Here is a 23953-nt window from a genome sequence, read left to right on the forward strand (position 1 = left end):
AAAATTAACGCGATAATCGGAGTAAGTATGTCCTACACCGTCATTATACCGGCACGCTTTGCGTCCAGCCGTTTGCCGGGTAAACCGCTATTAGAAATTAGCGGTAAACCAATGATTCAGCATGTTTGGGAGCGCGCCCAAGAAAGCGATGCATCTAGGGTGGTCGTTGCAACAGAAGATCAACGCGTGTTCGACGCCTGCCAAGCTTTTGGTGCAGAAGTGGTTATGACACTTGATAGTCACGAGTCAGGCACTGACCGGCTGCAAGAGGTAGTCGCAAAACTCGAGCTTGCTAATGACGATATTGTGGTGAATGTTCAGGGGGATGAACCCTTAATTCCACGGCAGGCTATTGCCCAAGTTGCCAACAACCTCGCTTTAAATCCACAGGCTGCTATTTCGACATTGGGGGAGCCAATAAGCGATAAAGCGACGGTCTTTAATCCTAATGCAGTGAAAGCGGTCTGTGATAAAGCGGGATTTGCTCTGTATTTTAGTCGCGCTCCAATGCCTTGGTGTCGCGATGAGTGGTCGCAAGATACCAGCTCAGACGCTTTACCTGTTGAGACACCGTTTCTGCGTCATGTGGGAATTTATGCCTACCGAGTCGGTTTTCTACATGAGTTTGTTACTTGGCCTATGGGGGCTTTAGAGCGTGCCGAAAAATTGGAGCAATTGCGAGCTATGGAAAATGGGGTTCGGATCCACATTGAAACTGCCTGCGTGGACATTCCGGGCGGAGTTGATACCGAGGCGGATCTAAATGCTGTGCGGGATTTGTTGGCAGGTGAAAAGTCGTGACAACGAAGGTGTTATTTGTGTGTCTTGGCAATATTTGTCGCTCACCGACTGCTCATGGTGTCTTTGCCAAATTAGTTGCCGAAGCGGGGTTATCTGACAGTATTATTATCGATTCTGCAGGTACCGGTGATTGGCATATAGGCAGGGCCCCGGATGAGCGCACTCAGAAAGCGGCAATAAAACGAGGGTACGACTTGTCAGCACTGAGGGCTAGGCAGGTATGCAGTGCTGATTTTGATCAGTATGACTATGTTTTGGCCATGGATAAGAGCAACCTCAAAGATATCCGCGCCATGGCGGGAAACAAAACTAATTGCCATGTTTCACTGTTTTTAGATTTTGCTGAATCGTCATGGCAGAGAGAAGTTCCTGATCCCTATTACGGTGGAGAAGATGGCTTTGATACCGTGCTTGAGCTGGTGGAAGATGGTGCTCGGGGTTTATTAGCTGCAATTCAGTACGCTGAGAGTTCTGCTCGGTGAGTATTACCCCAAATGTAACGCTGCAGGGAATGACAACGCTTGACGTGCCCGTCAAAGCGGCTTATGTCGCCGAGGTGAGTAGTCTTGATGACCTGAAGCAAGCCTTGCTGTTATCCCAGAAAATAAATAAACCACCTATTGTGATCGGTGGTGGCAGTAATGTTGTGTTTACTAAAGACGTAGACGGTGTGCTAATTCGCATCTTATTGCGAGGTATTAGCTGTACGTCTCAAGGTGATGATCGCCTCATTGAGGTGGCCGCCGGTGAAAATTGGCATGACTTAGTCTGTCATTGCTTAGCCCAGGGTTGGTATGGGCTAGAAAATCTTATATCAATCCCCGGTTCCGTAGGGGCTGCGCCTATCCAAAATATTGGGGCTTATGGGATTGAATTAGCGAGTGTGCTTGAATCCGTCACAGGCTGGGATTGTGAGCAACAGGCGGTAACAACATTAAGTGCAGGCGAGTGTCATCTAGGTTATCGAGATAGCATTTTTAAAAACGAACTAAGAGATCGTTTTATTATAACTTCTGTAACGTTGCGGCTGAGTGTTAAGGCTATAACTGAAGTTAGTTATCCTGCCTTACGGGCAGAATTATTGAATCCTGACTGTGCAACGCCAGACCAAATAGCGCAAGCGGTTGCCGCAATTCGTGCTGCAAAATTGCCAGATTATCGCGATGCGCCAAACGCGGGTAGTTTTTTTAAAAACCCCTTTGTTTCTGCGGCTAAAGCCAAGGAACTAGTGAATAAATATCCTAATATAGCGCATTGGCCAACATCAGGTGGCGCGGTAAAGTTAGCCGCTGCCTGGCTGGTTGATCAAGCCGGCTGGAAAGGGCGGCGTGAAGGCGGCGTAGGTATTCATCCTCGACAAGCCATTGTTCTGGTAAATTATGGCGGCGTTAACGGTAAGGAAATTATCCGTTTTGCCGGACAAATTCAGGCGGATATTATGAATAAATACGGCGTTCAATTAGAAATAGAGCCACGAGTCTATTGATGCTTTGGGATACTCAGCATATTCCTTTGGTAGGGGGAGGCTTAGATTATTACCCACGATATATTGCCAATCCTGCAAAATTGTACCAAAGGCTTCACGATGAAGTCTCATGGCAACAACCAAAAGTGACCGTCTTTGGTCGCCAGCATGTCACTCCGCGCTTATTAAGTTTTGTCGGCGATTCTGGCTTGAGTTATCAGTATAGCGGTGTGAGTCATTGTTCTGAGCCTTGGCCAGAGTGCGTCAAGGTAGTTAGAGACCAATTACTCCTGGATACGGGTTTTGATTTTAACTGCGCACTGTTGAATTACTACCGAGACGGCCATGATTGCATGGGGTATCACAGCGATAATGAACCAGAACTAGGTCCCGCACCCTGTATTGCCTCAATTAGTGTCGGTGCTGAGCGTGATTTTTGCATGAAGCCAAATAGGCCGCCACGCAACACCGTTAAATTACGTTTAGAGTCTGGTTCATTGCTGCTTATGTTGCCACCAACACAGCAGCATTGGCAGCATGCTTTACCAAAACGTAAAGGCATTTCTCAGGGACGGATCAATCTTACGTTTAGAACCCTGATATGATGAGTAACTTTCGCCGTAATATGCTGGTTAGGCCTTGTTCATAATGATATTGTTCGACCGATCAATGTGGAGATCTAAATGATCACAGTGTTAGTGGCCGATGATCACGCCATGGTGCGAACCGGAATAGTTCGTATGTTGGACGACGCAGACGGTATTTCTGTTATCGCTCAAGCAGCCAGCGGAGAAGAAGTTATCAGCAGTTGCCGTGTGCTGCGGCCTAGTATTGTCCTAATGGATGTACGGATGCCGGGTATTGGCGGACTGGAAGCGACGCGTAAATTAAAGCAAATATCCCCTGAGACTCGCATCATTGCGTTAAGTGCTTACGACCAAGAGCCCATGCCTAGCCTTTTGCTGAAGGCCGGCGCCTCTGCCTACGTTACCAAGGGTGCATCAGAAGACGAAATGATCTTGGCTGTGCGGCAGGTGGCAAGAGGGCAGCGCTATCTTAGCCCCTGTGTTGCTCAGACAATGGCCTTAAAACAGTTCAATGGTGACGGTGGCTCACCCTTTGAAACCTTATCAGAACGTGAAATGCAGATCAGCTTGATGATTGCCAATTGCCATAAAGTGCAAGATATTGCCGACAATCTGCATATTTCTGCCAAAACAGTGAATAGCTATCGTTACAGAGTTTTTGAGAAACTTGATATTAACGGTGATGTTGAGCTTACCTTGCTGGCAATGCGTCATGGCTTAATTGAATCGCCAGAAGCGTAATTGGTAGTTTATACGTGTTATGACAAGTGAAAATAAAAGCGGTAAAAGTGCAGCAGTAGACTCAGCCCTGACCACATTTGACTCCAAAACCTTTCTGAAAAACGTCACCGAAAAAGCCGGCGTTTACGTTATGCTCAACACTGCGGCAGAAGTGCTTTATGTTGGCAAAGCTAAAAACCTTCGCAATCGCCTGAGTAGTTATTTTAGAGCCAGTGGTTTAACGAATAAAACCATTGCGCTGGTGTCTCGTATCCAGCAAATAGAAGTCACCGTAACTGCGACTGAGCGAGAAGCTCTGCTGCTAGAACAAAACCTCATTAAACAATATAAACCGCCCTATAATATTTTGCTTCGGGATGATAAATCCTATCCCTATATCTACTTGAGTACCGATCACAAACATCCGCGTCTTAGCATTCATCGAGGTAGTAAAAAGGGCAAGGGCATGTATTTTGGCCCTTATCCAAGTGCCTCAGCAGTCCGTGAAAGTTTAAGTTGGTTGCAGAAGGTATTTCGGGTTAGGCAGTGCGAGGATAGCTATTATCGTGGCCGTAGCCGACCCTGCCTACAATACCAAATAGGCCGCTGTTCTGGACCTTGTGTTAATGCAGTTAGTGATCAAGAATATGCTTTAGATGTCGAATATACTAAATTGTTTTTGCAGGGAAAAAGTGATGATGTAAGTCGTCAGCTTGCCGACGAAATGGAGCGCTGCGCCAATGCCTTAGAATTTGAACAAGCTGCGGAAATCAGGGATCGAATTGGCCATTTACAACAGGTGCAAGCCAGCCAGTGTATAGAGGGTGAAACTGGCGACATTGATATCGTAGCTGGTGCTATGGATGCCGCCGTAGTCTGTGTTCAATTACTTTGTGTGCGGGGAGGAAGGGTGCTTGGTAGTCGTAGTTACTTCCCCAAAAGCCAACTAGAAGAGTCTTTGGTGTCACAAATAGAAGCCTTTGTAGCTCAGCACTATTTAATAGGTACCGGTGCAGTAGATATGCCAAGGGAGATTATTACCAACATCCCCCTAGATGAGGCTAGCTTGCTAGCCGCTGGGCTCAGTGAGCAGGCTGGTAGACAGGTAAGTATTAGCCATAATGTCCGCAGTCATCGCGCAAAATGGTTGAGTTTGGCTATTACCGCTGCCGAGCAGAATTTGGCAAATCGACTTGCGTCTTCTGCCAGCTCCTTAAAGCGATTTAAGGCCTTGCAAGACGCATTGGGCTTAGAAAATAAGCCTGAACGCATGGAGTGTTTCGACATTAGCCATAGCAGCGGTGAGGCAACGGTGGCTTCCTGTGTGGTGTTTGATGGCAATGGGCCGTTAAAATCAGATTATCGCAAAATGAATATCGACGGTATTGCGGCAGGTGATGATTATGCGGCCATGCATCAGGCGCTGAGTCGGCGATATAAGCGAGTGAAGGCTGGTGACATAGTGATGCCTGACATCTTGTTTATCGACGGTGGCAAAGGGCAATTAACTCAGGCCAAACAAGTGATGGACGAGTTAGGTATAGATGGGCTACTTATGGTGGGGGTTGCCAAGGGCTCGGATCGCCGCGCTGGTTTAGAAGTGTTGATTCGAGGTGATACTGGACAAGAAATCAGCCTGCCCGATAATAGCCCTGCATTACATCTTGTGCAGCATATCCGTGACGAATCACACCGTTTTGCGATTACAGGTCATAAAGCACGAAGAGATAAAGCGCGTCGCCAATCCACCTTAGAATCAATACCAGGAGTAGGCGCTAAACGCCGGCGTGAATTATTACGGCATTTTGGTGGCCTTCAAGGGGTGCGACAGGCTAGTGTTGAGGATTTGCGACGAGTGTCAGGTATTAGCGAGAAAATTGCACAACAAATACACGAAGGCCTGCGCAGCGCCTAAAAAACGAATAGAATGCGAGTGATTATCGCTAATGAGAGCTCTATGAATATACCCAACTCACTGACACTTTTCCGGATTGTACTTATTCCGGTTTTGGTGGCGTTATTTTACTGGCCCTTAGCGCATACGTATTTTTTGACGGCGGCGGTATTTGCAATCGCTGCCGTTACGGATTGGTTAGATGGGTATTTGGCCAGAAAATTAAGCCAGACAACCCCGCTGGGTGCGTTTCTTGATCCTGTTGCCGATAAATTAATGGTCGCGGTGGCGTTGGCGTTACTGATTGAGCGCTATGACGCTGCTTGGTTTACCATCCCTGCAGTCATTATTATTGGCAGAGAAATTGTGATTTCTGCATTGCGTGAATGGATGGCGGAACTTGGTAAACGCACCAGTGTGGCCGTGTCTTACATTGGTAAGGTCAAAACCGCGATGCAAATGATCGCTATTTTTGGGTGGCTCCTAGTCTCACCCAATAGCGAAGGTATGTTGTATTACGCAAGTATTATTTGTTTATACACAGCGGCGGTGCTCACATTATGGTCAATGGTGATTTATCTTCATGCGGCGTGGCCAGATTTACGTGATACAGCCGGTAATTAGAAAAAAATTGCGTTAAATCAGCGACTTTCCTTGACAGGAAGTTCTCTCTGACTAGAATAGGCGCCTTCCTGAAGCACAGCGCAATGTTGTTAATCAGGCTTGAGTGATCAAGCGAAATATCTAGATGCAAAACGACGCGGGAATAGCTCAGTTGGTAGAGCGCAACCTTGCCAAGGTTGAGGTCGGGAGTTCGAGCCTCCTTTCCCGCTCCAATGTATCGATAGTATGTGGTAAACCCACAGTGTAAAAACCGGTTGTCATCGGTGTACACCGTAAAGGTGTCAAAAGTGATATTAGGCGCGGTGGCAGAGTGGTCATGCAGCGGACTGCAACTCCGTGTACGCCGGTTCGATTCCGACCCGCGCCTCCATTTACAAACTTCCCCTGCAATCTTACTTAATTGTCCCTTATCTATTGATGAGCCTACTTGCCGCTCTGGTGGTTTTAATAATCACTGGCTTTACAGCATTAACGAGGACATCCATCTGCGTAGCTACTTAATGCCACTAGGTAAACCCCTTAGTTTGTAACAGTTCGTTAACCGCTAAGCTAACGGTGGGTTTATATACACCTTATGGACGAACATGAATGAGCAAAATACGCAGACATTTAAGAGTGATAACAGATGTGCTCCTGATTGCCATTGCATTCGGCGGATTATTGTTTGCTTGCAGCAACCAGGAATCGACTAGGCAGGCGGATGTTCAGGATTCTGCTATGCTGAATAGGGCTATCTATCAACCACCTTTAGGTCAATATTTAACCATTGACGACCTGCAATGGCAGAAAATGGTGTCAACGCCGGGCTATTTTAATAATGGTGTAAATGGTGTGTTGTTAGATGTTCGCTACTGGGAAGAAACGACCGACATCTTTATTGGCGAAATCCTTCAGGCGGGTTATAACGTAGACTATGTGGATTCCATCAATCAGCGCATGTTTGTGTGGGTAGAAAGCGCTGAGCAATTGGTAAGCTTGTCAAAAATACAGGGTGTGAGCGCAATTTCAATAAGTCGCTTAGCGCCAAAAATGAATACAGCGTTAAAGGTATTTGATGAACGGCGTAAATAAATTAGCAATAGCTGTGTGTGCCTCCTTTGCACTTTTCACTACGGAATGTGTGACGGCAGAAACCAATAAAAAACAAGCGGCAAGAAAAAATGGCGGCATCAGCGCTAAATTAGATACCCATTTACAGACCCTAATAACGACTACTGCAGACCAGCTTTCCTCAAAAAGTACTGACATTATGCAGGTCCGTCTCAATAAAGAAGCTGCTAAGACGGGGCTTGCTGTTGAATTGTTTTTGGATAACGCAGAGGGCTTAGCTGATTTTTTAAGTGAGCAGGGCATCGCATTGCGTTTTTTATCGAGTGACGGTAAGCGCGCAACGGTATTAGTGAGTGGTGAGCAGGATTTAAAAAGTCTGGCTGAATTATCCGCCATTAGAGAAATTCGTTATCTCCATCCCCCCGTTGTGAGGGTCGGTAGCGTGACAAGTCGAGCCGCTAAGGCCATGCGCAGTGATGTGGTTTCAACATCGCTTAATGTCGACGGTAGCGGCCAAACCATCGGCATTATTTCAGATAGCTTCGCGCAAACGGCAGCTGTTCGTGATGGTAATACCTCCCCTGCACAGTTCACAGCCGGTTCATTGCAGGGTAGTGTTCAGCAAGATAATGGTGACCTGCCAAGTGTTGTATCGATTTTACGAGACGATGTGGCAGGGGGCACAGATGAAGGCGCAGCAATGGCCGAGCTGATTCATGATGTGTCTCCGGGATCACCGCTTATATTTCATGCAGCTGGGCAGAGTAGGGCAGAAATGGCTGACGCCATTACCACGCTTTGTGGTGCTGGGCAGGCAGATATTGTTGTCGATGACATTTTATTTTTAAACGAAAGCGTCTACCAAGACGATGTACCGGCATTAGCTGCGACAGCGTGTGTGGAGTCAGGTAAGCCTTATCTGACGGCGGCAGGTAATGATGGTGATCAAGCCTATCGCTATGCTTACAAAGATTCAGTCGCGGCTGTGGATGAATCGGGCACAAGCTTAATTCCAACGGGGAATGACCTTCATAATTGGAGTTCTTCTGGGAGTGATCCCTTTTTAGAAATCACCATACCAGCAAGCTCAACCGTTTATGTTGTCCTAAACTGGAATCAGCCTTTCAGCTCGATCAATACCAGTTCTGGTGCACAAATTGATTTAGATCTATATGCCACCACTAATGATTCCATTACAGCTTTAAATCCAGCATCAGTTAATTTTTATGCTCGCAGTAGCGATGAGCAAGGTAATACAGGCAACCCACGGGGAGATGCGTCAGAAATTTTAATTTTGGAGTCTGGGATTAACCCACAAACATTTTACCTTGCTGTAGAGCATTATGACGGGAGCCAGGGTGATATCCCGCAGCAAAGTGGTGTTCCGCTAGAATTTCGTATTCTTTTTACCGGTGACACCGTGACGAGCGTAGAATATGTCTATAACGCTCCTGTTGTGTGGGGGCATTCCATGGCGGCCGGCGTTGCTGCCGTTGCCGCAGTGCCGTGGTGGGAGTCACCAGAATTCAGGCCAGAGGGTTACGACAGCATAGAAATTGACCCTGAAGATTTCAGCTCTCGCGGTGGTGATCAATATTTGCAGTTTGATAGCTCCGGTCAGTACTTATTACAAACACGAAGTGCGCCACAATTTGCCGCGATAGACGGCAATAATAATACCGTACTTGGCTCCTCAACTGCTGCACCAGAAGATGGTGAACCAGACAATTTCTTAAATTTTTACGGCACCTCTGCAGCCGCCCCTAATGCGGCTGCGGTGTTTGCTATTTTAAAAGAAGCCTATCCTTCGGCAACACCGACGCAGTTGATTAGCGCTGTGCAGAGCTCCGCTATTGATGTTAAAGGGCTAAGGGCAAACATAAGTGACGACGAGGTGACGGGCAGTGGCTTAATAGATGCTGAAGCAGCAGCAACAGCGCTTGCGGCCTTGATCAGTGGTGACGACCCAGCCAGTGAGCCAACCCCCACAACATCAAGTTCCTCAGGTGGCGGTGGCGGCGGTGCCTGTTTTATAGCAACGGCTGCATACGGCAGTTATTTGGCGCCTGACGTTAGAGTATTACGTGATTTCCGTGACAGAGTATTGCTGCCATATACATGGGGGCAAAAATTTGTTGCCAGTTATTATCGCTATTCACCGCCTGTCGCTAATTACATTGCTAACTCTGAGTCTTTGCGATTTATTACCCGACTCAGCTTAAGCCCACTGGTCTATTCCTTAAAATATCCCTTAGTCACCTTGTTTGCTCTAGCCTCGGCCTTACTTGTTTTACTGCGTAGACGTTTAGTGAATAACCGTCAAGCTCAATATATTAGAAGTTAAAGTGTAATTAACTGCTCTAAGCCGTTGATTTTTTTGAGTAGTATCAGTAGACTGCGAACGCTTTTCAGCACTACCGTATAAGCAAGAACGGAGTACATATCTGTTCCTTGCATATCACGTTGGCAATCGCCAAGCCCCTTAAGCCCGGGTGGTGAAATCGGTAGACACAGGAGACTTAAAATCTCCCGACAGCAATGTCGTGCCGGTTCAAGTCCGGCCCCGGGCACCAACATATCTTCGTAGTTTATACCGCTATAACTCTATATTTAGAACACTGAATTTTCCGGGGACTTGAATCGGAAAGGTTCACAAAATGCGTCTAGCAGGCTCTACAACGTTAACGGGGGATAGCATCCATCAAACCCTGTTTATAATACCGTCCCATCCACAATGGGCCAGCACTCGTAATCGATAATTTTCAAAGTTTCTAAAACCATACGCTCGCCGTGACATCATTTCCATCTTGTTGTGGAAGCCTTCGGTAATNCCATTNCTNTTANTGAANCGCCACATGGCCACNATCGGCTGTAACCATGATCGCAATGTTCTAGCNANGNTATGTAGNGGGCTGGCNCCTANCTCTTCAATCAAGGCCATAAACGCCGGCAATTTAGCTTTCGCTCTTTTCCTTGNCAGTGTCTTNAGNAGTACAAATCGGATGAGCCGTTGTTTGGCCACATACAGCGCCTGTAGCACTGGGTAAGTCGCCAGATAGTTCATGAGATTCGCATGCTGTTCATCACTCAAATTCCACTGATGCCGACGCATAAGGCTGATCAAGCCTCGGTTCTTTCTTCCTTCTGGATCGTGCTGTTGCCAGACTTTTAGAAAGTGCTGGTTAATCAGCCTCACCACATGAAACCGGTCTGCCACGATGGTGGCGTTGGGGAAGTAGCGACGTGCAATACTGCGATAGGTTTCCGACAGATCCATCACCATCACTTGAACACGATCCCGCCCCTCAAGCCCCTTTAAATAGCGGCGCAAGCTCGGTTCAGAGCGTCCCAGCTTCACATCGAAGACCTTGTGGTGCTTCAGGTCCGTAAAGGTGGTGGCATAGCCCTTTTTACGGGTAAAAAAATGCTCATCAATACCGAGCACTCGAGGGCAGAAACGTCGGTCACCCTCGGAGCGCTTTTGCCTGATGTGGAACTGATACCAGCGCTCTACGGTCGCTGGGCTGATCTGATGAGTTCGCGATAACTTACGTTGCGTGACGCCACCATCGTGCGCCTCAAAGACTTCTAATCGGTATGCCTCAGAAGCACGGAAACGAGGCCGAATGCCAGTAAAGGAATGGCGAAAATNGCGCCTACAGACCTGGCAATGGTACTTGGGCACCCGTAAATGCAAGGTCATTACTTGATTGCCCTGACGGGTGTGTTTCACCGTTCTTAAGTAGGTCGCTTTAATACGCAAACACTTGCTCTGGCAATGCTTGCAAGGTGGCCTGTGAACAGGCTTTGCCCAAACTTGGATTCCTCTTCTACGGATTACCCGTTCAATCTCAAGGCCAGGTATGCCTATAATTCTTCCTGCGTGGGACATCGGTGTTCTCCATTAAACTGGTCTTCGCAAAATCAGTTTAATGAATGCCGGTGTCCCCCGTTAATGATGAAGAGCCGTCTAGCATTTTGAACGAGGAGCGGAGCGACGAAGCCCCGAAGGGGGCAAAAACAGCCCCAAGGCTGTATCCTCGTACTGATGGCGTTTGATTAAACTCTAATCTTGGTTTGAGGGTATATATGAAAAATTCCGATGAAATTGAATACTTAAAACTACCAGATTGGTTGATACCTGAATCGAGAGTTACCGAAATGGGGGCCATTGTATGGCATCTTTCACTTTTCCAAAGTTGGGTAGATGTTCGTTGCCCACTTCTTCGGGTACAGAATCGCTGGTCTGATGTATTAGATGCTTAATCAATATAAATTGCTTTTAGCAAGAGGTGTAGCGATTTCCCATAGGAATGCCATCGACTTATAACAGCTAGAATTGTTCACATTAAAATAAAGGGTGAAGTTTGTAGCGCCTAGTTATACCTACTTTAGGCGCCACGGTTGCCTATCTATAACTTATGCAGCTTGTTCCTGTGTTGTGTTAATTACCACTGCGCTAGGCAGGTGATTGGTTTGTTTGCGACCTTTTAAGGCGTAACAGTTTAGGCCTGCCATGTGGACTTTTCGTAAATAGGTTTCCCAGTTGATTGCATTGGAATCTACGGGAAACAGGGCTTGATCGGCGCTTCCCATGCGTTTTGCTAAGTCCAATAGCTTGTTGTTGTGAAAGATGTAATTTGGTTCTGTATAGAATGAAAATACCGTGGACAAGGCCATTGCTGCATCGAGATTACGCCGCGCTTTTAGTCCTCGTTTCATGCCTAATTTCACGAGGGTTTGGCTAATCACGGAAAGGATGACACTTAGACATAGTGTAATTGCTGAGAACAGTTTTCTATTAACGGCAATAAAGGGTTTACGCGGTTGCCGTAAAAACAGCTTGTCGTAACTGCCGTGGTTTTCTTTTGCCTCGGCCATAAGGTGGTCTATGAATGCGCCTAGGGTTAAAGGGTTGGCGGAGCCGCTGCAGCACTGATAAATGTGTTGATTGCCGGGGTTTTTAAACTGCTCGGCGAGTGATAATAAGATGCTGTTAGAGACTAAGTCAGCGGGGATAACGTCAATAACGCCACTTCGTTTGCCAGGGAAAAAACTCACCTTTTCTTTTGCATAGGCGAGCAAGATAGCGTCGGCAACTTTAACGCCCTCGATCCAGCCTGGAGAGGGTTCTCTGAGGGTGCTTTCTATTATCGAGGGGCGAAGTAGGGTGAGAGAGTAGCCACGCAGAGATTTTAATAGGAGTTGCTCACCAAGCCATTTTGTAAAGGTGTAAGTGTCATTCCAGCCGTAGGCGTTGGCTTCGCGAATACCAAGATCGATAAGCTCTCTTTTCAAAGCCTTTCCGGAATATTTTGCTTTTGTTTGGCTGATTTTAAATTCTAGCTCTTCAATTAGATTGCCAACTTCAAAGTAGCCTTCTTTATGGCGCGGGATGTCCGCATGACGTGGAACGGTGACCGTTTCGTGAATGTGGCCTTCATTAAAGCCGTTGACGTAGCAAGTGGAGACTTGAATGACGGGGACGTTACCCGCCAAATCTGACATCTCAATAATGTTCCGCAGGCTAATGGTGTTGATGTTTAGCGCGCGGTCTAGCTCCTCGCGGAAATTAACACTGGCGGCACAGTTAACAACGGCATCCACTTTTGAGGCCAGCTGTCTGAACTCTACTCGTGGAAGCCCGAATTGATGCTCGGTGATTTCCCCGCTGATGCAGTGTACTTTGCTATGACAAAAATCATTAAAGTACTCTGGCGTGTTTAATTTTAGAAATTCGAATACTGATGATGTTGCAATTTCGTTGGCGAAGCGGCTCTCGGCGTTGATGTGTTTTTTGGAGCCTCTGATGAGCAGGTATACGCCCCCGATGTCGGGGATCGTGCGCATTATTTTCTCAAGCATTACTTTGCCCACAAAGCCTGTGGTGCCGGTAATAAGTATATGCTTCCCTTTGAGTAGCTTAAGGGTTTGAGAAACGTCCTTGTGTGTATTCATAAGCGCTGACCTCTGTGATTCGTACCGATATACACCGATTAGATTTGCAGGTTTGCCTTAATTCCATGTTAACGAAAATTTTTGACCCTGGTGTTACAGGGGGGGTGATGAATCCTTTGTTTTGAATAATGCATCAAGTGAGCCAATTGGAGATTATTACATCAGGTTTTTTGTTTAGGGTAATTTGATGCATAACGACGACGTTATGCTTGATATCGTCGACGAAGTTTCAGTGTTATTGGTTTGGCGTCATTTTTGTCATGGCGCTAATTGCCTTTTAAAACAAATAATGCACTGAAATTATGCTGGGGTTTTCACTCTGCTTTTTTATTGTGCGGTGTATTCACTGTAAATTTGTCACAGCTATTACGTGTTAAGCCTTGATTCAGTTAGCCCTGACCATAATGCATCCATTCTTATTGATGGAGTCCTATTATGAAGAAGCTTTCTATAATTACCCTTGCCATGGTTTCTTTGTTTCCGATGTTGGCTGAGGCAGATCATTTACGACGCGGCAGTCATACCTACCGAAGTGAACCCTCGATGTATTTGTTTGGTGGCGCTAGTTTGTCGTCATATAACTTTAGTCGCTCTGATTATCGTTACAGCTTTGGTGACGGCAGCTTGTCTGATATCACCTTGGATACTGAATCGACCGGTGTGCGTATCGGTATGGGCTTCGATTTTAGTCCTGAGCTGGGTTTAGAGTTTGGGTATGTTTCTTTGGGCTCGCTGAGTGGCAGTGCCGTATCTGATGGTAGCCAAGTGTTAAATGATGGCTTTAGTGCTGGTCGAGTGAATATGGATGCGGATGCTGACGGTGTCTTTGTGGGGCTTAATGTTCACACCCCTCATCGTGAGCCGGTGGGCATGTTCGCTCGTTTTGGTCTATACAGCTGGGAGCTAGAAGGGACCGTGGAAGATAGCAGTAGAATTGGCGATTTTGTGGTTGAGGGAACGGATCCCTATGCGGGTATTGGTGTGCGTATGTCGATTGCCGAAAATGCTGCCGTAACCTTGACCTATGATTACTACCTTCTTGATGACGATGAATCGATAAATATGTCTGCCAATACCTTGTCTGTAGATATGGTGTTTCGCTTCTAAACTAAGGTTTACTGTGTGGATTTTTGAGCCCTGCCAGCGTTTGCTGGCAGGGCTTTTTTGTGCCCATGCGGGTTAGGATTGTTCATGAACAAGATTTAATGCTTTTACGCGCCAGCCTTACGCATAATCTGGGTTTCGTCACGCTGTCTGGCAGGACATTGGTTTTCGGTGTCGGTATAGTGTGGCCAACGCATTGTTATCGGAGTAAACATGGCAGAATTAAATTTCACAGTGAATGGTCAGGCCCAGGCGTTGACCGTGGATGCAGGCACGCCCTTGCTTTGGGTGTTGCGTGAACAGCTGGCAATGACGGGAACTAAATTTGGCTGTGGAATGGGCTTGTGCGGAGCATGTACTGTGCACGTAGATGGCAACCCAGTACGCAGTTGTAGCTATCCTGTGGAATTTATTGATGGCAAGAGTGTAACCACTATTGAAGGTTTGGCTGAGTCTGACGACGCCCTGCATCCGGTTCAGCAGGCATGGTTAGAAATGAATGTGCCGCAATGTGGTTACTGCCAGTCGGGACAAATTATGTCGGCTGTGGCGTTGTTAGCGTCAAATCAAGCGCCTAGCGATGAGCAAATTGATGCCGCAATGTCAGGCAATATATGCCGATGCGGCACTTATCCCCGCATCCGTAAAGCAATTCATCGGGCGTCAGAATTGACGGTGCAATATTATCAGCCGAACAAGACAAGCGAGGTGGCCTCATGAGTCTATCTCGCCGTAGTTTCATTAAGAGCACCGCGCTATTGGGCGGTGGACTTGCCATTGGTTTTAATCTCAGTGCCTGCTCTAAATCACAGCCTTACCCAAATATGAATGCGACGGCCTTGCAGCCCAATGCGTTTTTGCAAGTAACTGCGAGTGGTGATGTGGTTTTGCAGCTTCATAAAGTGGAAATGGGGCAGGGGGTGTATACCGGCCTTACCACACTTGCGGCTGAAGAGTTAAAAATGGATCCGGCGCTAATCAAGGTTGAACACGCCGAATTTCATCCTGATTTTCGGGATCCTGAGTTTTACGTGATGATTACCGGTGGTAGCTCGTCTGCCAGGTTGAGCTACCAACCATTAAGAGAGGCGGCCGCGACGGTTGCGGCACTTTTAAAGGCTGCGGCGGCTCAACAATTGGATGTTTCCGAGTCAACATTGAGTTTGCGTGATGGTCGTATTGTCCACGTAAATGGGGATATATCTTTCGCCGATGTTATTGCCACAGCTAGAACCTTACCAGCTCCCGCAGCGGTCACCTTAACTTCACCGCAAGATTTCCAATACATTGGTCGTGTTAATCAGCGTTTAGACGCAATTGATAAAGTCACTGGCAACTCGCAATTTGGTATCGATGTGACGTATCCAGAGGCCTTAACCGCAGTGATGTTACGTTCTCCATCTTTTGGTGGTAAAGCGACAAGCTTTGATGCCGTTGCGGCTTTGGCAAAGCCGGGGGTTAAATCTGTCATTAATGTAGACGGTGCTATTGCTGTTATAGCGCAAACATATTGGCAGGCTAAGCAAGCGGCCTCGGCAGTGACGGTAACTTGGGGAAAAGGCCCTTTAGCCGGTGTGAGTAGCGAATCGCTACGTGCAGAGCGCCATACCTTAATAGAAACCAAGTCAGGCAAAAATGTCGAAGAAGAAGGCGAACAAAGTGCTGCGGTTGGCGAGCTGATAGAGGCTCTTTACGATGTGCCTTATTTGGCCCACGCGACCATGGAACCCATGAATGCAGTGGCCGTGGTTACTGATGAATCCATAGAAATCTGGACTGGCAACCAATCACCCGATATTGCCTTGTCAGCGATTGCGGATGCAACTGGCCATCGTCGTGAGCAAATTCGCATCCACAACCAAATGTTAGGCGGCGGGTTTGGTCGTCGTATCATGCCGGATTATTTAATTGAGGCAGCTAGAATTGCGCAGCTTAGCGGTTATCCAATTAAACTGGTGTGGAGTCGAGAAGATGATATGCGGGGAGATTATTATCGTCCCAACTCGTCGGTTAAAATGTCTGCCACTATTGATGGCAATACAGTGACAAGCTTACAGGCAAAAGTTGCTGCGCCCAGTATTATGGGGCAATTTGTTGGCGCCGTGACAAATACCCTTTTACCGCAATGGCTGCCTAATGCGCTACACCCTCAAATTGGAAATTTAGCGGCAAGTTCTGACCCTGCCGCAACCGAAGGGCTGGTTCATACCGATTATGATTTCCCGTATAAGCGTACCGATTATGTGATGCAAGAAACCAGTGTTCCCATTGGTTATTGGCGATCGGTTGGCCACTCTCAAAATGGTTTTTTCATGGAGAGCTTTATCGATGAGCTCGCTGCACGTACAAAACAAGACCCCTTGCAATTCCGTCTTGATCATTTGCCCGCAGATTCTAGCCGTCGTAGGGTATTAGAAGAGCTTAGAGTCAAAGCTGATTGGGGTAATCCTGTTAAGGGGCAGTTTCAGGGCTTGGCCGTACATGAATCTTTTCAGACTATGGTTGGGCAGTGTGTATCGGTGTCGATAGAAGCCAACAAGATCAATGTTCACAGTGTTGTTTGCGTTGTAGATTGCGGACTAGCGATTAACCCCGATATTGTTACTGCGCAAATGGAAGGCGGGATTGTGTTTGCGCTCACTGCGGCATTGAAAGGTGACATCACCATCATGGATGGCGCTGTGCAGCAGAGTAATTTTCATGATTATGAATTATTGCGGATGAATGAAAGTCCTGACATTGTCGTGCATATCATGGAAAATGCGTCTTCCCCGACAGGTGTAGGGGAGCCGGGTGTTCCGCCATTAGCGCCGGCATTAGCCAATGCGGTGTTTGCTGCAACAGGGCAGCGCTTGCGGCAATTACCACTTAAATTGGTATGAGCTGCTGCAGGGCTATTTTTAAAGTAATATCTCGTGTTTTGCTTTTAAGATATTGTTTTATTTAAATTTTATAAGTTGATTTGTTATGAGTAATAGTTCTAAGGTCGGTATTGAATATCCTTTTGACGGCGTACCGCAAAAAGGGGAATGGATAGAAGTTGCCAAAGGTATTTATTGGCTACAGATGTCATTGCCAATGGCCTTAGACCATATAAACCTTTATGTCCTTGAAGATAATGAGGGCTGGTGGATTGTTGATACAGGCATAAAGCTGGGTGACACCCGTGAGCGTTGGGAGTTATTACTGGCTAATCAGATGTCAGCAAAACCTGTTTTGGGGGTGATTTGTACCCATATGCACCCAGATCACGTGGGACAGGCTGGGTGGTTGTGCGATAGCTTACGGGTTCCATTGTATATGAGCGCACAAGAGTATTTATCAGCCCGTGTATTTACCACCATGCCACAGGGTGAGGTGAGCTGGACAGCAGAACGCCACTATCGCCGTGCTGGACTTGGTGATGATTACTTGCAAAGTGATGGTGCCAAGCGGCGGGGTTTTGGTTTTATTGTTGAGCCTTTGCCCCTGTCATACAACCGTTTAAAAGACGGGCAGCATTTTACAATTGGCGGGCGAGAATGGCGTGTAATGACGGGGGCTGGGCATTCACCAGAGCATGTATCGCTATACTGTGAAGCTGATAAATTAATGTTGTCGGGTGATCAGATTATCCCTCGCATCACCTCAAATGTTAGTGTCATGCCATCAGAACCTGAGGCTAATCCATTGCAAGATTGGTTTGACGGATTACGTCGTTTCCGACGTGATATTGATGCCGATACCTTGGTAATGCCGGCCCACAATGCTCCATTTTATGGAGTGCACCCACGTTTGGATTATTTGATTGCTCACCACGAGGGTCATCTCGCGGCTATTGAGAAGGCCTGCGTAGAACCACAAAAAGCGATTAACTTATTTGGTGTGCTGTTTTCACGGGAAATTGGCAGTTCACAACTTGAATTGGCGTTGGGAGAAGTCATTGCCCATTTGCATTTCTTGTGCGCGGAAGGTCGTATGACGAGGGTGCTGGATGAAGATGGCGTATATTGCTATCAGACCCTCGATATTAACAATTGCCCTTACCAAGCTGTTAATGAATTGGACGAAGGTCCCATGGAGGTATAAAGATGCAGGGCGGATTATTTGGCGAAGAAATGGCCGCTGAAAATTGCATTTTTTGCAAAATCCTAAGCGGCAAAGCGCCGGGACATATCATTTATCGCGATGACGACATAATGTGTTTTCTCGATATTGCCCCGGTCTCTATGGGCCATACCCTGATTATTCCCGTTAAGCATCACGACAATATCTTTACTTTGAGCGATTCTGAAGTCACAGCGTTGGCACGCCAATCAAAACGTTTGGCACCAATTGTTAAACGAGTTACAGGTGCCGACGGCTTGGGCGTTCACCAGCTCAATGGTCGTGCAGCAGGACAAACTGTCTTTCATTACCACACCCACCTCATCCCGTGTTTTCATGGTCAATCAATGCAAATACATGGCCGTAAAGCCGCTCCTCAAGCCGAATTGGCAGACATGGCGGAGCGATTACGCGCAGCCCTAGCGTAACAGCCTTTTTAGATTAGGCTCTGACCGGTTTTGCTTATCACGATGACGTCTATTGTTATTGTGATTGGTCTTGTCATCGTCAAAAATATCTCAAAGTCGATGCGGTATAGCATCAACATCAAATAATAATTGAGAGGAAACGTCAGCATGGCAATGCCAAACGACATAAAAGTAATAGATTTGATGCTAAGCGTACCAGGCGAAGATAATAGTCAGTGGTACGAGTTTATGAAGCCATTGCTCATGGATGAAGAGAGCCGGACCATGTTTAAGATGCCGGCACAGTATATGTTTAAGGACATTCCTGAGAGCGGTAAAAAAGAAGATTACATTGCCTATACCATTGAGCAAATGGATAAACACAATATTGAGCGCGCCATGCTTGGTATCGACGACCACAATGTTATTGCTCAAGAAGCGTTGGCTCGCCATCCAGACCGCTTTTTTGCCAGTCTTGAAGTGAACCCGAATAATGGCATGGATGAAGTCCGTAAAATTGTGCGCCTGCATCAAACGTATGGCATTAAAGCCATTACGGGCTTTGCTTCAGGCCTCTGCCCACAAGTGCCTTATGACGATAAAAAATGGTATCCCATCTACGCCAAGTGCGTTGAACTCGATATTCCATTTTGTCCCTGTGTTGGGGTGCCGGGGCCGCGCCTACCGATGGCACCACAGAAAGTAGAGCTATTGGATGAGGTGTGTTGGTTTTTCCCAGAATTAAAAGTAGTAATGCGTCATGGCGCTGAGCCTTGGGAAAAGCTCGCTTGGAAGCTGATGCTCAAATACCCCAATTTGTACTATATGACCAGCGCGTTTGCGCCAAAGCATTACCCTGAGGAAATCGTGAAGTTCGCGAATAGTCGCGGTGCCGACAAGGTGATGTACGCGGGTTATTTTCCCATGGGCTTATCCCTAGATCGTATTTTTAAGGACATGCCGAACGTGCCGTTTAAGGGCGAGGTGTGGCCAAAATTTTTACGAGATAACGCAAGGAGGGTATTCAAGCTAGATTAAGCGCTAAAGGCCTTGGATCTAGCAACAACAATAACAATAAATATAAGCGCAAGGAGATGGTTAATGACGCTCTCTATACAGGAAATGTCAGACCGCTTTGAAATTCAGGACATGCTATACCGCTACGCTGATATTATTGATCGCAAAGCAGTGGATGAACTAAATACGATATTTACCGCCGACGCGCATATTGATTACAGCGCGTTTGGCGGTACGGTAGGTGACTTGGTTTCTACCATCGTTTTTTTGAATGAAGCGCTTCCCGCTTTTAGCGCTTCGCAGCATTTAAATGCAAATATTCAAATCACTGTCGATGGCGACATCGGACATGGCCGAGTCATGTGCTTCAATCCAATGGAAATGCCAATAGGGGACAACAAACAGGTGTTTATGTTGGGGCTTTGGTATGTTGATGAATACCGCCGGACATCTGAGGGCTGGCGTATTTGTCGTCGCAGTGAAGAGAAGAGTTGGGTGTTTAACGTACCGGATTTTATGGCGTTGTGATCGCGGTTATTAGTGGTGTGTCTGCATAGTTAATATCTGAGGGGTGCGTGCCGCGCCCCTCAGATTTTCGTATTTACTTGCTTGCCTATTTATTTGTTTTGGCAATAAATTCAAGAATTACCTCGACCAAGCGTTCGCTTTGGTCTTCTTGTAAAAAGTGGCCGCCATCCTTAATGGTGGTATGAGCTTGGCCCTCGCAACCTGGAATCATTTTGCGAAAAATGGGCTCGCCACCGGCAGTAATGGGGTCTTTGTCACTAAAGGCCGTCAACAAGGGTTTTTCTATTTTGCTGAGGGTTTCCCACGCTTTGCGATTAGGCACAGCGGCCGGATCCTCTGGTGAAATCGGAACTAACATGGGGAATTGGCGTGCACCGGCTTTATAGCTTTCATCGGGGAAGGGCGCGTCGTAGGCCGCAATCGTTTCTGCTGACACTGGATTGACACAGGCACCGGCAATGATTTTACCCACGGTAAAGCTGGGAATGTTTTGCGATAGTTGCTGCCATTGAATAAATGCTTCACCGGGATGATGGTCGCCCGTAGGCAGCATCGTATTTGCAGCAATGGTGCGGCTAAAGCGATTATTCTCTTCGGCCAGTAAGCGTAAGCCAATTAAGCCACCCCAATCCTGACAAAAGAGCGTGATGTCTTGTAGATCCAATTGAATGAGTAGTGCGCGTATCCAATCTACATGTCGTTGGTAGGTATAATCGCTGCGCTCGCTGGGTTTATCTGAGCGGCCAAAGCCAATAAGGTCAGGGGCAATCACCCGAAATCCGGCTACCGCTAGACCGGGAATCATCTTCCGGTATAAATAACTCCACGTTGGTTCACCGTGCATTAGCAAAATGGGCGGCGCCTGTTTTGGGCCTTCGTCAACATAATGTAGGCGTAGGCTTCCCCCCTCAGTATCGTCAACCTCAATATAATTAGGTGAAAAAGGGTAGTCCGCTAAATTAGCAAAACAGTGGTCGGGGGTACGTAGGGATTTCATATTTGTGCTCCATTTTTAGGTTTTATATCAAGCGTGGTAGTTATGTGTGTGGCTTTTGCTAGCAGTGCGTGATGCTCATGGGGTAGGCGGCTACTTACCAGTAAGCCAAATAATTGCAATTGGAGGTTATCAGCGGTGGCTTCAATGTCGGCATTTGGCGATAAAATCTTCTCTACCTGTAAACGTTTTAAATTATTGCGCAGGCCTAATAACACTTTGAGAGTACCTTCGTGTAGACAGGTATTAATATCGGGATTTTCCGCCGCGCGCTCAAGGGTGGTATTAACTAGCAAGCAACTAGGAGGCTGGTGGTATTTACTGGCACTTAGAGGAATAGAAGTAAAAAAATCCTGCAAGCCCTTTAGAGCGTCTTCAGCCTCAAGATAATGTTTTATACGCCAGTCAATCACGGTGGCGATATAGTGCTTAAGACTGGCAATAAATAAGTCGTGCTTTGAGCCAAAGCGATGATAGATGGCTGGAGACTTAAGCCCTAATGCAGTTTCAATTTCTCGGGTACCTGTCGCCGCATAGCCTTGTCGCCAGAAAAGCTGCGTTGCTGCATCAAGTAGTTGCTTTGATTCTTGTTGTCGTGGCCGGGCCATGCGTTATCCATTTTATAACAGTTGATACAAAATAGATTGAGTTAACGGCAAGGTCAAGCGGTGACATCTATTTTGATGTTAATTTTTAAAAAAACGCAACGGCGGCCTTAGTATCGTTGCGCTTAGAGCGGGCTCAGGCGGTAGCTGGCGTACTTTCTTCCGAGCTAGGCTTGGGGTTTTCTGGTGGTACAAAGCTAATTACGGTGTCGCCGGTTTGAAACTTACGGGCGTTTTGGCTTAGCCACTCTAATTTTCCATTTTCCGGAATGATCGCCAAGCGCACTGCGTCGTCGGGCAGTTTCGCTAAAAAATCTGTTTCTGAATAGGAGTCGGTGATGCTGGTTTTACGAATTGCCCAGCCTCTAATCATACGTGTCCATAATTCAGCATAAGAAATATTCGCAGAAAAAGCAGTTATACCTCGTCGTGTTTCTGAAACCACCCGTTTGTGGCGCTCTACATCGCTATCGTAGGGCTGAAAAACACGATGACGTCCAAGATGCGGGGCAAAATGGTTGCATACCATGGAGTTGTAATGATTATTACCGGTGGCAGCCAATACTGTATAAATATTGTCTAATGCCATGGCTTCCTCTGCCATATCAGACAACACCTCGCCAAACCAGGTATCCACCCCTTGCTGACGGGCCGATTGCAAACGGCCCCACTCAGAGTCAGCAATAACGACTTCTTGATCAACTTTTTTTAAGGCTATGGCTAGCTCAATGGTCCAGGGTGATGCGCCAACAATTAAAATTCGCCCTTTACCAGGTGAGCCCAATTTAAGTAATTTTGTCAGTGGCCCTAGTGAAAACCCATGGGCGAGAATAGTGGCAAATATCAGCATGAATACTGCTGGCACCAAATATTGGGCGTCTTCAAAGCCAGCATTAATCAACGCGGGTGCAAATGCCCCTGCTGACGCAGCGGCCACAACACCACGCGGCGCTATCCATGCAATTAACAAGCGATCTTGCCAGCTGCAGTCGGTGCGAATCGTCGCCAAAAATACTGCCAGTGGTCTAACAACAAAAACAAAGCCAAACACCATTGCCACCAATTGCCAATGTATTGATTGCAGGGCAGTCTTGGTTAATGACGCGGTTAAAACAACAAATAAAAATGACACTAGAATTAAAGTGACATACTCTTTGAAACGCCGCATTTCATCCAAGCTACGCAAGCCCATATTGCCCATAACCACCCCCATTAATGTGGTCGCAAGGAGGCCGGACTCGTGTTGAACGAGATCCGAGAGGGCGTAGACAGCTAAAACACAGGCAATAATTGACGGCGCTTTTAGGTATTCAGGAATCCAACCTCTACGAAAACTATACCCAAGTCCGTAAGCAATACCGCCACCTAATATGACGGACGCTGCCAATGCCAGCCCCAAGCTCGCGAAAATAGACTGAATAGCAGGGCCTTCGCCGGAATACAGTAAATATTGGTAGACCAACACTGCCAGCAATACCCCTATGGGGTCATTGATAATACCTTCCCATTTAAGATAAGACGCGGTGCGCCGATTGAGCTTGGCGTGTTTAAGCAGCGGCATTATTACTGTTGGGCCAGTGACAACTAAAATGGCACCAAGAAGTGCGGCAATCCCCCAGCTTAGCCCGCCAATGTAATGCGCGACACAAAGACCGATCCCCCAGGCCAAAACCACGCCAACCGAGGTGAGGCGTCGAGTAACCTGCGCGGTTTCACGTAATTCGTGGAATTGAAGATTAAGCCCGCCTTCAAAAAGAATGATGGCAACAAACAATGAGGTAACGGCGGTTAGGCCATCGCCAAAATCAACACTGGGTTGAATCCAGCCGCTGATGGGGCCAAGTAAAAGCCCGCAGACTGCTAGCAATACAATGGCGGGTAGGCGAAACCGCCACGCCAGCCACTGACAGAAAATCCCGGCAACTAAAATACTGACTAAAGCGTGGGTCATGGGTAGGGCTCTATGATGTTTTTATCAATCTATTAAACGATGCTATGCCTCGGGTATACAAGAGACCATTTTCTCGTTCTAAGATTCTCATTACGTAAAAGCGGGAATCCAGATCAATTCATCTGGGCGTGATTAAGGTATGATTGACCGATATTAAAAAGT

22 protein-coding genes and 3 tRNA genes are annotated in these 23953 nt (G+C 47.0%); 20 read left to right on the forward strand and 5 right to left on the reverse strand.

The genetic code is table 11. The features are described from left to right. The first annotated feature begins 27 nt into the window (after positions 1 to 27). The 12 genes from kdsB (at position 28) to AELLOGFF_RS07700 (ending at position 9714) form a co-directional block, all read left to right on the forward strand. A complete protein-coding gene (gene kdsB, locus AELLOGFF_RS07645) occupies positions 28 to 801 on the forward strand; it encodes a 3-deoxy-manno-octulosonate cytidylyltransferase (protein ID WP_159268199.1) in 774 nt (257 codons plus the stop codon). After that, positions 798 to 1283, forward strand: coding sequence for a low molecular weight protein-tyrosine-phosphatase (locus tag AELLOGFF_RS07650; protein WP_159268200.1), 486 nt, complete (start codon positions 798 to 800; stop codon positions 1281 to 1283). The genes kdsB and AELLOGFF_RS07650 overlap by 4 nt, the downstream gene beginning before the upstream one ends. Continuing rightward, positions 1280 to 2287, forward strand: a complete 1008-nt coding sequence (gene murB / locus AELLOGFF_RS07655; RefSeq protein ID WP_159268201.1) for a UDP-N-acetylmuramate dehydrogenase — start codon at positions 1280 to 1282, stop codon at positions 2285 to 2287. Before AELLOGFF_RS07650 ends, murB begins: the two co-directional genes overlap by 4 nt. Next, positions 2287 to 2871: an alpha-ketoglutarate-dependent dioxygenase AlkB family protein gene (locus tag AELLOGFF_RS07660; RefSeq protein ID WP_159268202.1), complete on the forward strand. Its 585-nt coding sequence runs from the start codon at positions 2287 to 2289 to the stop codon at positions 2869 to 2871. Before murB ends, AELLOGFF_RS07660 begins: the two co-directional genes overlap by 1 nt. 78 nt (positions 2872 to 2949) lie before the next feature. Beyond that, complete coding sequence (gene uvrY / locus AELLOGFF_RS07665) at positions 2950 to 3594, forward strand: UvrY/SirA/GacA family response regulator transcription factor (RefSeq protein ID WP_159268203.1); 645 nt, start codon at positions 2950 to 2952, stop codon at positions 3592 to 3594. Positions 3595 to 3613: 19 nt separating this feature from the next. Further along, positions 3614 to 5488 (forward strand): excinuclease ABC subunit UvrC, encoded by a 1875-nt coding sequence (gene uvrC, locus AELLOGFF_RS07670; protein WP_159268204.1) that lies wholly within the window; start codon positions 3614 to 3616, stop codon positions 5486 to 5488. 42 nt (positions 5489 to 5530) lie between these two features. Further along, positions 5531 to 6091, forward strand: a complete 561-nt coding sequence (gene pgsA, locus AELLOGFF_RS07675; RefSeq protein WP_159268205.1) for a CDP-diacylglycerol--glycerol-3-phosphate 3-phosphatidyltransferase — start codon at positions 5531 to 5533, stop codon at positions 6089 to 6091. A gap of 136 nt (positions 6092 to 6227) precedes the next feature. Continuing rightward, positions 6228 to 6303: transfer RNA gene (locus tag AELLOGFF_RS07680), tRNA-Gly, on the forward strand. 84 nt (positions 6304 to 6387) lie between these two features. Next, a tRNA-Cys gene (locus AELLOGFF_RS07685) sits at positions 6388 to 6461 on the forward strand. A 218-nt stretch (positions 6462 to 6679) separates the two neighbouring features. Next, a complete protein-coding gene (locus AELLOGFF_RS07690) occupies positions 6680 to 7162 on the forward strand; it encodes a hypothetical protein (protein WP_159268206.1) in 483 nt (160 codons plus the stop codon). Then, positions 7146 to 9485 carry a CFI-box-CTERM domain-containing protein gene (locus tag AELLOGFF_RS07695; protein WP_159268207.1) on the forward strand — a complete coding sequence of 780 codons (2340 nt, stop codon included), beginning with the start codon at positions 7146 to 7148 and terminating at the stop codon, positions 9483 to 9485. The genes AELLOGFF_RS07690 and AELLOGFF_RS07695 overlap by 17 nt, the downstream gene beginning before the upstream one ends. 142 nt (positions 9486 to 9627) lie before the next feature. After that, positions 9628 to 9714: transfer RNA gene (locus AELLOGFF_RS07700), tRNA-Leu, on the forward strand. 128 nt (positions 9715 to 9842) lie between these two features. On the opposite strand, the gene AELLOGFF_RS07705 is transcribed toward AELLOGFF_RS07700, so the two are convergent. Further along, entirely contained in the window at positions 9843 to 11033 is a 1191-nt protein-coding gene (locus AELLOGFF_RS07705) for an ISL3 family transposase (protein WP_159268208.1), read from the reverse strand. A gap of 197 nt (positions 11034 to 11230) precedes the next feature. Here AELLOGFF_RS07705 and AELLOGFF_RS07710 point away from each other — a divergent pair, with 197 nt between their 5' ends. Continuing rightward, positions 11231 to 11407 carry a hypothetical protein gene (locus AELLOGFF_RS07710; protein ID WP_159268209.1) on the forward strand — a complete coding sequence of 59 codons (177 nt, stop codon included), beginning with the start codon at positions 11231 to 11233 and terminating at the stop codon, positions 11405 to 11407. Between the two features lie 153 nt (positions 11408 to 11560). Here the strand turns inward: AELLOGFF_RS07710 and AELLOGFF_RS07715 are convergent, their stop codons facing one another. Further along, a complete protein-coding gene (locus AELLOGFF_RS07715; RefSeq protein ID WP_159268210.1) occupies positions 11561 to 13099 on the reverse strand; it encodes a fatty acyl-CoA reductase in 1539 nt (512 codons plus the stop codon). A gap of 435 nt (positions 13100 to 13534) precedes the next feature. Between AELLOGFF_RS07715 and AELLOGFF_RS07720 the strand changes: the two genes are divergently transcribed. The 7 genes from AELLOGFF_RS07720 (at position 13535) to AELLOGFF_RS07750 (ending at position 20241) form a co-directional block, all read left to right on the forward strand. Next, the gene (locus tag AELLOGFF_RS07720) at positions 13535 to 14206 is read left to right on the forward strand and encodes an outer membrane beta-barrel protein (protein WP_159268211.1); all 672 of its coding nucleotides are present in this window, start codon (positions 13535 to 13537) and stop codon (positions 14204 to 14206) included. Between the two features lie 210 nt (positions 14207 to 14416). Next, on the forward strand, positions 14417 to 14923 hold the full coding sequence (locus tag AELLOGFF_RS07725) for a (2Fe-2S)-binding protein (RefSeq protein ID WP_159268212.1): 507 nt from the start codon (positions 14417 to 14419) through the stop codon (positions 14921 to 14923). Beyond that, positions 14920 to 17085, forward strand: a complete 2166-nt coding sequence (locus tag AELLOGFF_RS07730) for a xanthine dehydrogenase family protein molybdopterin-binding subunit (protein ID WP_159268213.1) — start codon at positions 14920 to 14922, stop codon at positions 17083 to 17085. The genes AELLOGFF_RS07725 and AELLOGFF_RS07730 overlap by 4 nt, the downstream gene beginning before the upstream one ends. 85 nt (positions 17086 to 17170) lie before the next feature. Further along, positions 17171 to 18271: an MBL fold metallo-hydrolase gene (locus AELLOGFF_RS07735; RefSeq protein WP_159268214.1), complete on the forward strand. Its 1101-nt coding sequence runs from the start codon at positions 17171 to 17173 to the stop codon at positions 18269 to 18271. A 2-nt stretch (positions 18272 to 18273) separates the two neighbouring features. Beyond that, positions 18274 to 18717 carry an HIT family protein gene (locus tag AELLOGFF_RS07740; protein ID WP_159268215.1) on the forward strand — a complete coding sequence of 148 codons (444 nt, stop codon included), beginning with the start codon at positions 18274 to 18276 and terminating at the stop codon, positions 18715 to 18717. 147 nt (positions 18718 to 18864) lie between these two features. Beyond that, positions 18865 to 19734 carry an amidohydrolase family protein gene (locus AELLOGFF_RS07745; RefSeq protein ID WP_159268216.1) on the forward strand — a complete coding sequence of 290 codons (870 nt, stop codon included), beginning with the start codon at positions 18865 to 18867 and terminating at the stop codon, positions 19732 to 19734. Positions 19735 to 19797: 63 nt separating this feature from the next. Then, positions 19798 to 20241, forward strand: a complete 444-nt coding sequence (locus AELLOGFF_RS07750; protein ID WP_159268217.1) for a nuclear transport factor 2 family protein — start codon at positions 19798 to 19800, stop codon at positions 20239 to 20241. 85 nt (positions 20242 to 20326) lie between these two features. On the opposite strand, the gene AELLOGFF_RS07755 is transcribed toward AELLOGFF_RS07750, so the two are convergent. The 3 genes from AELLOGFF_RS07755 to AELLOGFF_RS07765 form a co-directional block, all read right to left on the reverse strand. Beyond that, positions 20327 to 21238, reverse strand: a complete 912-nt coding sequence (locus tag AELLOGFF_RS07755; protein WP_159268218.1) for a haloalkane dehalogenase — start codon at positions 21236 to 21238, stop codon at positions 20327 to 20329. Continuing rightward, a complete protein-coding gene (locus AELLOGFF_RS07760; protein WP_159268219.1) occupies positions 21235 to 21843 on the reverse strand; it encodes a TetR/AcrR family transcriptional regulator in 609 nt (202 codons plus the stop codon). The genes AELLOGFF_RS07755 and AELLOGFF_RS07760 overlap by 4 nt, the downstream gene beginning before the upstream one ends. A 133-nt stretch (positions 21844 to 21976) precedes the next feature. After that, complete coding sequence (locus tag AELLOGFF_RS07765; protein WP_159268220.1) at positions 21977 to 23791, reverse strand: cation:proton antiporter; 1815 nt, start codon at positions 23789 to 23791, stop codon at positions 21977 to 21979. Positions 23792 to 23953 lie beyond the last annotated feature (162 nt).

The organism is Zhongshania aliphaticivorans, assembly GCF_902705875.1.
Taxonomy (GTDB): domain Bacteria; phylum Pseudomonadota; class Gammaproteobacteria; order Pseudomonadales; family Spongiibacteraceae; genus Spongiibacter; species Spongiibacter aliphaticivorans_A.

Coding starts and splice junctions, on each gene's coding strand:
- kdsB (WP_159268199.1), top strand. CDS start 28: ATGTCCTACACCGTCATTATACCGGCACGCTTTGCGTCCAGCCGTTTG.
- AELLOGFF_RS07660 (WP_159268202.1), top strand. CDS start 2,287: ATGCTTTGGGATACTCAGCATATTCCTTTGGTAGGGGGAGGCTTAGAT.
- uvrY (WP_159268203.1), top strand. CDS start 2,950: ATGATCACAGTGTTAGTGGCCGATGATCACGCCATGGTGCGAACCGGA.
- uvrC (WP_159268204.1), top strand. CDS start 3,614: ATGACAAGTGAAAATAAAAGCGGTAAAAGTGCAGCAGTAGACTCAGCC.
- pgsA (WP_159268205.1), top strand. CDS start 5,531: ATGAATATACCCAACTCACTGACACTTTTCCGGATTGTACTTATTCCG.
- AELLOGFF_RS07690 (WP_159268206.1), top strand. CDS start 6,680: ATGAGCAAAATACGCAGACATTTAAGAGTGATAACAGATGTGCTCCTG.
- AELLOGFF_RS07695 (WP_159268207.1), top strand. CDS start 7,146: ATGAACGGCGTAAATAAATTAGCAATAGCTGTGTGTGCCTCCTTTGCA.
- AELLOGFF_RS07710 (WP_159268209.1), top strand. CDS start 11,231: ATGAAAAATTCCGATGAAATTGAATACTTAAAACTACCAGATTGGTTG.
- AELLOGFF_RS07715 (WP_159268210.1), bottom strand. CDS start 13,099: ATGAATACACACAAGGACGTTTCTCAAACCCTTAAGCTACTCAAAGGG.
- AELLOGFF_RS07720 (WP_159268211.1), top strand. CDS start 13,535: ATGAAGAAGCTTTCTATAATTACCCTTGCCATGGTTTCTTTGTTTCCG.
- AELLOGFF_RS07725 (WP_159268212.1), top strand. CDS start 14,417: ATGGCAGAATTAAATTTCACAGTGAATGGTCAGGCCCAGGCGTTGACC.
- AELLOGFF_RS07730 (WP_159268213.1), top strand. CDS start 14,920: ATGAGTCTATCTCGCCGTAGTTTCATTAAGAGCACCGCGCTATTGGGC.
- AELLOGFF_RS07735 (WP_159268214.1), top strand. CDS start 17,171: ATGAGTAATAGTTCTAAGGTCGGTATTGAATATCCTTTTGACGGCGTA.
- AELLOGFF_RS07740 (WP_159268215.1), top strand. CDS start 18,274: ATGCAGGGCGGATTATTTGGCGAAGAAATGGCCGCTGAAAATTGCATT.
- AELLOGFF_RS07745 (WP_159268216.1), top strand. CDS start 18,865: ATGGCAATGCCAAACGACATAAAAGTAATAGATTTGATGCTAAGCGTA.
- AELLOGFF_RS07750 (WP_159268217.1), top strand. CDS start 19,798: ATGACGCTCTCTATACAGGAAATGTCAGACCGCTTTGAAATTCAGGAC.
- AELLOGFF_RS07755 (WP_159268218.1), bottom strand. CDS start 21,238: ATGAAATCCCTACGTACCCCCGACCACTGTTTTGCTAATTTAGCGGAC.
- AELLOGFF_RS07760 (WP_159268219.1), bottom strand. CDS start 21,843: ATGGCCCGGCCACGACAACAAGAATCAAAGCAACTACTTGATGCAGCA.
- AELLOGFF_RS07765 (WP_159268220.1), bottom strand. CDS start 23,791: ATGACCCACGCTTTAGTCAGTATTTTAGTTGCCGGGATTTTCTGTCAG.